At 45.1% G+C, this 8,168-nt stretch carries 8 protein-coding genes; 3 read left to right on the top strand and 5 right to left on the bottom strand.

All coding sequences use genetic code 11. The features are described 5' to 3' along the window. Window positions 1-80: 80 nt before the first annotated feature. From J8X26_RS25305 to J8X26_RS25290, 4 genes are all read right to left on the bottom strand, one after another. A complete protein-coding gene (locus J8X26_RS25305; protein WP_208952335.1) occupies window positions 81-419 on the bottom strand; it encodes a hypothetical protein in 339 nt (112 codons plus the stop codon). Beyond that, window positions 412-1,302 carry an integrase domain-containing protein gene (locus J8X26_RS25300; protein WP_208952334.1) on the bottom strand — a complete coding sequence of 297 codons (891 nt, stop codon included), beginning with the start codon at window positions 1,300-1,302 and terminating at the stop codon, window positions 412-414. The genes J8X26_RS25305 and J8X26_RS25300 overlap by 8 nt, the downstream gene beginning before the upstream one ends. 1,019 nt (window positions 1,303-2,321) lie before the next feature. Then, on the bottom strand, window positions 2,322-3,320 hold the full coding sequence (locus J8X26_RS25295; RefSeq protein WP_208952333.1) for a restriction endonuclease: 999 nt from the start codon (window positions 3,318-3,320) through the stop codon (window positions 2,322-2,324). After that, window positions 3,310-5,205: a class I SAM-dependent DNA methyltransferase gene (locus J8X26_RS25290; protein WP_208952332.1), complete on the bottom strand. Its 1,896-nt coding sequence runs from the start codon at window positions 5,203-5,205 to the stop codon at window positions 3,310-3,312. Before J8X26_RS25290 ends, J8X26_RS25295 begins: the two co-directional genes overlap by 11 nt. A gap of 462 nt (window positions 5,206-5,667) precedes the next feature. On the opposite strand from J8X26_RS25290, the gene J8X26_RS25285 reads away from it, so the two are divergent. Genes J8X26_RS25285 through J8X26_RS25275 form a run of 3 tightly spaced genes read left to right on the top strand, consistent with a single transcriptional unit; the run spans window position 5,668 to window position 6,537 of the window. Beyond that, window positions 5,668-5,916, top strand: coding sequence for a type II toxin-antitoxin system Phd/YefM family antitoxin (locus tag J8X26_RS25285; protein WP_208952331.1), 249 nt, complete (start codon window positions 5,668-5,670; stop codon window positions 5,914-5,916). Beyond that, entirely contained in the window at window positions 5,916-6,242 is a 327-nt protein-coding gene (locus tag J8X26_RS25280) for a type II toxin-antitoxin system RelE/ParE family toxin (RefSeq protein ID WP_208952330.1), read from the top strand. The genes J8X26_RS25285 and J8X26_RS25280 overlap by 1 nt, the downstream gene beginning before the upstream one ends. 28 nt (window positions 6,243-6,270) lie before the next feature. After that, window positions 6,271-6,537, top strand: coding sequence for a hypothetical protein (locus tag J8X26_RS25275; RefSeq protein WP_208952329.1), 267 nt, complete (start codon window positions 6,271-6,273; stop codon window positions 6,535-6,537). Between the two features lie 27 nt (window positions 6,538-6,564). On the opposite strand, the gene J8X26_RS25270 is transcribed toward J8X26_RS25275, so the two are convergent. After that, window positions 6,565-8,091 (bottom strand): conjugal transfer protein TraG N-terminal domain-containing protein, encoded by a 1,527-nt coding sequence (locus J8X26_RS25270; RefSeq protein WP_208952336.1) that lies wholly within the window; start codon window positions 8,089-8,091, stop codon window positions 6,565-6,567. Between the last annotated feature and the right edge of the window lie 77 nt (window positions 8,092-8,168).

The following is an 8,168-nucleotide window of genomic DNA, read 5'->3' as shown; positions in this document are numbered from 1 at the left end:
GGCATTGGCATGTGATTACCCGAAGGCGTTCCTCTCAAATCACCGGAACATTGGCAGTTGTCAGAGACAACGTAAGCAAATTAATCGTACACAATCCCCGCATCTCCGGCAATAGCGTCAACGCAAAGATTTTCCCATTTCGTACTATAAGCCCAGGAGATGAACTCCTCAGTAGAAATGCCGCTATTACCGAGAACACCTCTCTTAAATGAACCGTTATCGAAATCAATGTGGTAAATAAAGTCCTCAGTAACGCGTAATGGAGGCTGACGCCAGTCGGGCTCTAATACAACCGCTGAAGAAATATCGGTGGTAAGACCAAAATAATCGGGCATGTTAACATCACCCTCATAGGTATATTTCCAGAATACGCGCCCGATAACCGGATGCATCGAACAAACGACGACTTTTTTACTCATCTTTATCTACCTTGTTATAAACACGCGTCACGTAATGTCCCCGACCGTCGCCATGACCTAAGTCCATGGAAACTAGTGCCTCGGCTTCTTTCTTGCTAAATCCCTTTTCCAAATGGTATTTCATAGCATCTCTGGAATAAGCATATCGCAAACTGTGTGGGGCATATTTACCGACAAGGCCAGCCTCTCTGACAATATTTCGGTATCGTTCAATGGCAAGATGGATCCCGGCTTTATCTATCAATTTACCGTTGTTATTTTTCATAAAGCGTATTGCATTATTTACGACGCCAAGCAAAGTATGGCGGTCAATAATCGTCGTGTCGCGAGGTCGTCCGCCTTTTGTGCCGAAAACGATCCTGACCTTTTCCTGGTCACTCTGTAGAACCTTTTGCCAGGTCATTAATGACTTAACAGATTGCATCGTTTCTTCCGTACGTAAACCAAGATGCCGCGATAATTCCATGGCAATCGCAGCCCCCGCATCAACTTGACGGATTTTATCAAGCGTTTCTTTATATACATCATCAGGAATAGCAACTTTGGTACCATCTCGACTGGTTCCTGAAATACCTAACGCTGCATTGCTTAATTTCTCATGCTCTGGATTAGCCATAAACGTTTTACCCGCAGTGCGAAGTATTGCCCGGATTGCCGCCATTTCATTTTGCAACGTACGTTTGGAGATCTCCTCAGAAAGCCGACTTTTTATGTAAAGCGCAATATGCTGTGTTTTCAAGTTCCCGGCATCGCGTATTTGAATATTCATTTTTAATAAACGGTCCGCCAAACGATCGGCAATTTTCATTCTGTCGGAAACTGTCTTAAAACTACCTCCCGCCTGGCGAGCCAGCGTGACAAGGCTTTTATTAAGTTTCGCCATAAACACTCCAATTTGACATAAGGTGAGTTAGGCATTCCGTCCCGGTGAACGGAATGCCTAACTCAACGGCTCCCGGATACATAAGTCAAAAACATCTCACCCCGACGGCACGGTTAATTTTGCGCTTCCTGCGTCTCAACAGACATCTGTGCATCGGGGCGGCGAAATGTTGAGTTCTTGCGAGGCTCCCCAGGTCTCAGACCTGTTCGCGGCTTACGCCGGGCTGATTTGCATCAGTCTACCTCCACACACCAGTTTCCTGGTGTCGCCATCGATGTCGTGTTGATTTACCTCCTCTAACTTAAAAATTGTCTTCATACGGGCTCTCCGCGGGTAAGACAGTTGGTGAATAATTAATGACCTGAATGACGGTTAAACGAACTGTTATGCGTTTTAAAACCTTCACTACGTGTTGGTCAGATGGTAGAAATGTTGTTGAAGTGGCAGTACGTCAGTGCTGCCGGTTGTGCGCTGCGCGCGTCACTTGGTACTCGTTTCACTCGAACGCAAGTGACGCCGCGCTCCTCTGCTCTCAATGCGTACGTGGAAGATGCCAAATGTACCAATTGGCATACCCACGGTGCGCAAAGTTCGCAACTGGCAGCTGACGTCAAAGCATCAAAGCGAAACGAGTAAACACTTGCAGAAAGATTCTGCTAAGAGGGCTCCCGCGCAAGGCAGGACGTAGTGAAGGGGGCCTTAATCGTCGAAACGATCCTCGTTTTCAAAGGTTAAACGAGGGTACCGCCCGAAGGCGCCACCTCTCAGGTTGTGGTGGCATTGGCATTTGATCACCCGAAGGCGTCCCTCTCAGATCACTGGGACATTGGCATGTTGCTTAAAGCAACGGTATAACGCGCTCATAGTAGATCGCCACGGGATCACTTTTCAAGTAAATCATGAGGATAGGGTTATATTCTCATGCAAGCGGCAACCTGCATCTTTCAGATCGCAGGCGGCCTGGGAAATTTATTGATATTCTCTTTTTTACTTAACGTTATATCCTGAAAATTAAGAAATTAGTCTTTTTTCGCAGATATATTCGTCAGCGGAAATTCTTCTGTAACACGTGACATGGCACCATAAACCCAATAAGGAATGGACTCCTGGGAAGGAATTAATAAATCCTTTAGTGTCCGGTTAGCCTGCCGTCCATAACTGAATCTGTGTCTGTTTTGCCATATACAAGAACAATAATACAATAATTCCTCTCGAGACATCTCCGCCAAAGGTCGAAGACAAGCCACATGAAAACCCGTATAAAAAGGTAACTCTTGATAAAAAGTAGATAATACTCCGTTCCCGCTTAGTGCACATGATAATTCGCCCGCAGATGAAGGATGCACACCATCAATAGGAGCGACATAAGATGAAATACCGTTATCTCCCATTTTACGGGACACAAAAGGGATCCCCCCCTTATCTTTACTCAATAACTTAAGTCTGTTGAGCTCAAGTGAATTTCCATACCGTATATCGAATACCTGCTGGACAGGTACTAAATTTATCTTCTTATCAAGAATCGGCTCATTAATGAAATCGGTCTGTTGTTTAAACTTATCTAAGTTACTCCAAACATTACTCGCGTCAATATTCCATACCCAATCTGAAACTTCACTAGGTAGTTCGATTGCTTTTAACCTGGCACCTTTAGGTTTTCTGCCATATGAAAAAAGATAGCGATTCATTGTGATACACCGGGCATAAAAAATTTTTTCTCGGACATCCATATATCTTCGAGGAATAAGCACTGATACATCACTATTACAAGCAAACTCAAACGAGGAAATATAAGAATAGGTATGACTTCCCTCTCCATTCGTCGAAACAAACAAACTCCCCTCAGGATAAATATTTTTTTCATCTACTTCGGACCTTGATACCCACCCAGATATTGTACGTTGCTGCGTACTTGCCGGGCGAAGATAGGGGATCGCTCCTGGGAAAGATCCTGATTGAATATTTAATCCTGAGCTTACAATACCATTTTTCACATGAAATATTGCATCAAGCTTCATGATCATCCCCTTCTATTACAGGGCTACTCTGAACATCAAGCATCAAATTAAAAAGCAGGAACTTTTTGATATCCTGCTCGAAAACCTCCTTAGTCAAAGAGGAATAATCCGTTTCAATATAAGCCTCAGCACACCATTCATCAGTTGTCGTTACCCGGTAAGTTGCACTTTCTCCAGGATACACCTCACGGTTACGGTACATATCAATCCAACGATCCCTTATGTAATTCCATGTATCGTTTTGATCAATTCGCCCCTTATTTTTTGTCTTTATAAAACCATCATCACGCCAGTAGCCAAACCACGTTTTGCGGTGAGTTTTTTCATGCGGCTGACCCGCAATCCAGACCATAATACACGTCACCGTTCCTACAGGATAAAACAACTCCTGAGGCATCGACATTACGGCATCAAGCGTATGGTATTTCATGAGTTGTTCACGAACGGGGTTGGGTGAAATAGCGCACGACATAGGAACTATAGCCAAACCAAGTGAGCCTGGCTCAAGGCAGTCGAGCATCTTCTTCACGAAATAAAGTTCATGTAGTTCAGCATCACTTTTTGACTGCGCATAGGGCGGGTTAAGCATCCCAACAGTAGGTTTCATTTTTTTCACGGCTTTAATAATAACATCATCAAAGCAGCTGGCCTGATGCAGGTTAGCCTTACCATCTCCACGCAAGATCATGTTAGATGCCGCTAATGCAAACATTTTAGGGCTATTTTCAATGCCTATGAGACGATTCTTTTTGATGTCGATACGTTGTTCGTCGGTAACGGCCTGCTTTAACATATGCTGCATAGCCGATATCAAAAACCCTCCCGTCCCGGCACAAATATCAAGCACTTTAGATTCGGGTGTCACATGCGCAATCAGAGAAAAGAGCTCTGCAATATGTCTTGGCGTTAGTACTATGCCGAGTGATTTTTTATCACCGGCAGTGTATTTAAGAAACTCACCATAAAACTGCCCGACTACATCGAAATCATGGTAGACGTTGATGTACGGCCAGACGTTATCGCAGATACGCGTAATTATCTCTTTGAACACCCCATCAGGATATTCTTTTGCCGTTCTGGTATCGGGTTTACCCAAATTCGGATGGACTGCGATTGTTGAATACGGCTGTAACATCGTGTCCTTTTTCGCCTGAGGGATATCCGCTTTATCTAATTCTTTTTTAATCGCACCAAGCCAGGCTTCCTGCACATCTGCGGCTGACAAAGCACTGAAGGTTTTCATAAAGGCTGCATTCATGAAAGCTATCAGCGTCCCACTGACCAGTAAGGGTTTATCTTCTTCCGAAACCTTGGCCTTCGTCCAGATGAGCTCATGAAGTTCTCTGGAAAACACCAGCAAGTCAGAATGCCTTTTTTTGGCCACATCAGGATCAAAAGACGCCAGCCGATAATAGTCCTCAAAGGGAAGAATTTCCGTTATGGGTATACCGGATTCATTGGCAAGAATTTTTGCCTCACTTGTTCCGGCAGCGACCAGAAAGCTAGATATTTTTACTGATCCCAAGGATTCTCCGCTGACGGCGATAGCTACCACGGTATAATCTTTCGCCAGGTGTTTCGCATAGTGCAAAACACCATCAACAGCAAACTCAACAGGTTTATTTCTGGTCTGGCTTTCATGTTTTCTTACATCATGCTTACACTCAAAAACGATAAGAAACGCCGTATCTTTCAGACTGGAAATGATAAATTCAGGATAGCCCGCATTACCTTTGGCATTCTTACTGGCTTTAGATAACAAAGCCTTAACCCTGGATATTTCTGACTTTTGTTCCTCGATACTGATCCCGTTATCGGGTTCATAGTAGCCCAGCCCCCGTAACTCATCGCGCACTAACCCTTCGGTTTTTCGTTCATTTGCCATTGGACATTCAATCCGGTGTGTGGGGAATCGGTGCCAATGTCTTGTCAGCAAAGCCATTTCAATGAAGTCAATGCTTGAAAATGCTTGAAAAAACCTAACAGGTTTAAAATTTAGGTTACCGTAACCATATGTTAGAAAAGACTATATATGTATTATGGTTCAACTATATAAACACACCGGATTGAATGAACAGTCCTCTCCCTCTCGTGAAAAGAGACGCGCCCTCTGCAGTTCCAGGGGCATTATTCATGAGTATCTATCCTTCGCATTTCGCATAGGACGATAAAACTGCCTGTAAATGATAGACCTTCCGTAAACTGGTCACAGTTTATACTTATCCGACATTGCTCACACATAATCTAAGCCGGACATAATCTGCTCAAAAGACGCTGCCATGAGTTGCAGCTGTGTAGTTTTCGCTCTATTATTAGGTTTTAAAAAAGGTCTTATTTGAGGTTTTATATGGCAACTGAAATCCTTGCAAACCGCTCAGCCACCATCAGTGAGCTCAAAAAAAATCCTACGGCGACAGTCATGTCCGCAGGAGGACGGCCTGTAGCCATACTTAATCACAGTAAACCCTCTTTTTACTGCATTCCGGCTGAGCTTTATGCGGCCATGCTCGATGCGATTGAAGACCGGGAACTGGCTAATATTGTTCGTAGTCGCCAGGATGAAGACGAAGTGGAAGTTAGTTGGGAAAACCTGTAATGACCGGCAAAGCTTTCAAAGCCCAGCTCAAATTCAAAACTTCGGCGAAAAAAGAATGGGATGATCTGGACAGCAAGATTCGTGAAGCTTTTCGTAAAAAGCTCGGAAAAATACGGTTATCGCTAGAAGCTCTTACCCCAATAAAACATAAGTTGTCAGGTGTCGAAAAATGCTACAAAATCAAATTACGCTCTGATGGCTTCAGGCTTGTCTACCAGGTCATCGAAACATCTGAAGGTGAGTATGATGTTGTCATCACGGTCATTACAGTAGATCGTAGAGAAGATGTCTACGATGCGCTCAAGACTAAGCTGTCTAAAGAGTAAAATCGTTAATTAAAAGAGGGTTGGTAATATGAGCGTTGAAAACGGCTTTGACCCGAAAGACTTGGAGGAAATCACCTCCAGGAAACCATCAAAATTCAAAATGAAGAAATCAGATTACAAAGAGTTAGGTCGAAACTTACTTTTAGGATCTGTAGATTTTGCGGTTGGTAGCATTAAAGCCGTTGGGCTAATTGCTACAGTGACTGATAACAAAAGCAGAACCAACAAGTCTCCCGAACATTTAAAGTATTCTTGGGAGGATCGCCCATATGAATCTGAAAACCGTGATATTTAAAAGCCGGGCATGAAACCCGGCTATTTTTCATTTTACTCCTTTGCTAATAGCTGTTTTAACAGCCCCTGCAGCTGCTTTTCCTCCTTCCTCACCTGCTGCTTGTGGCATCTTGCCTCCATCACTCATTGCCCTTGCCATATCGCCAACCTTCACCCCCACCCAACTGAGTGTTGTTAACCAAAACATTGGAAAAACAACATACATCATTCCCAGAACAAGATTCATGATCCACCCATCGGCGGTTGAGCTGGTAAACTCCGCAAAGGGTACGCTACTGTTTGAAATACCCTGTGCAGACATGCTGTCATACAAAATGGTAATCATCCTGTCATCGAGCCAGCCCGCAAGTTCCCACCAGAAAGTGATAAATATCAGGGCAAACAAAGCGAACGATATTGTCACAACGGTTTTTGGTTCATAAGCGCTGAACATCATCAGTACTGGAATGACGATAATAATCATCATCTCCAATAGTGCCTGTATCATCGGTAATGCTTGCTTCAGCGCATCAAAACCCGGCAGTGCTTCTGCCTGCTTAATTCCCACGCCAATTGTCGACACGAGGCGGGTTACGTTAAATGCCAGGCCTGAGCCCACATCACTGCTGCCAGTAGCATAAGTCTCACCACTGCCTGAAAGCCCAACATTGCGTGGACTCACCAGCCAGCGCAGTGCCATCTCCTCCCACTGATCCTTGCTAAATTTCCGCTGTAGCTCAGCCTTGGTCGACTCATCCATGTTGGCCAGCACTCGAGCTTTCAGGCCATTAGTACCGTCAGACCACCACTGTTTGCAGGTCGGATAACCACCTTTGCCAACATCGGGATAACCGCTGTCCCGGGCGTTGTCATACGGCCACTGGCTGCGGGGGCTGGTCGATGTGTAATAATCATAGTAACCACCGGTATTGAGAAAGTAGCTACTCCCAATCCACCCAACTGAGTTAATCGTTGCGTCACTCAGTTGGGTGTTACTGTTTTTAAGCTTGAAGTAAGAACGGGAATAGCACTGGTCCGCAAAGTCCTGCACTTCCTGCAAAACAATAGGGTCGCGAATTTTGGTGTTTTGGACATCAAAGCGCATCTGACGTAGCTGGTCTCCGCAGGGGATCGAGGCAATCATCGCCTGGGTGATGCCCTTGGAGATCATATGCAACATATACCACCACACCGGCACCTCGGCGGTCTTACCGTCAAAGTCGTTCACCAGCCCCTTGTAACCGGAGTTCTGGGGCGTGGGTACGCTTACCCCACACTGTTTTGCCCGTGAGGTGTCAAATTTAATGGTGCTGATATCAACCGGCAGCAGCGGAATGCAGCAGAACAGCATCACGCAGAATGACACGTACAGCGCGTGCTCAACTCGCGGCAGTGCCAGAACACCTTTATTTCCCTCATCGGCACCTTCTTCGCGCACCTTCAGCCAGATACCTAACACTTTGAAAACCAGAGGCAGCGCGAAGAGTCCCGTGCTGATAAGGATGTTCCATAGGGCGTTGTTCAGCAGCCAGCCGAACAACACCAGGAAGTACTCAAGAAAACTGTTGGCCGTCATGACGCCTGTATGAACGCATCCCAGTTTGCAAGGCTTTCGTTGTTCTAACTTCGACGAGTAGTTGCAGCTCTGTATCC

The organism is Rahnella sp. ChDrAdgB13 (genome assembly GCF_017655185.1).
Classification (GTDB): Bacteria; Pseudomonadota; Gammaproteobacteria; order Enterobacterales; family Enterobacteriaceae; genus Rahnella; species Rahnella contaminans.
Note: the sequence above shows the minus strand (reverse complement) of the source record. Positions and strands in the feature narration are given on the sequence as shown.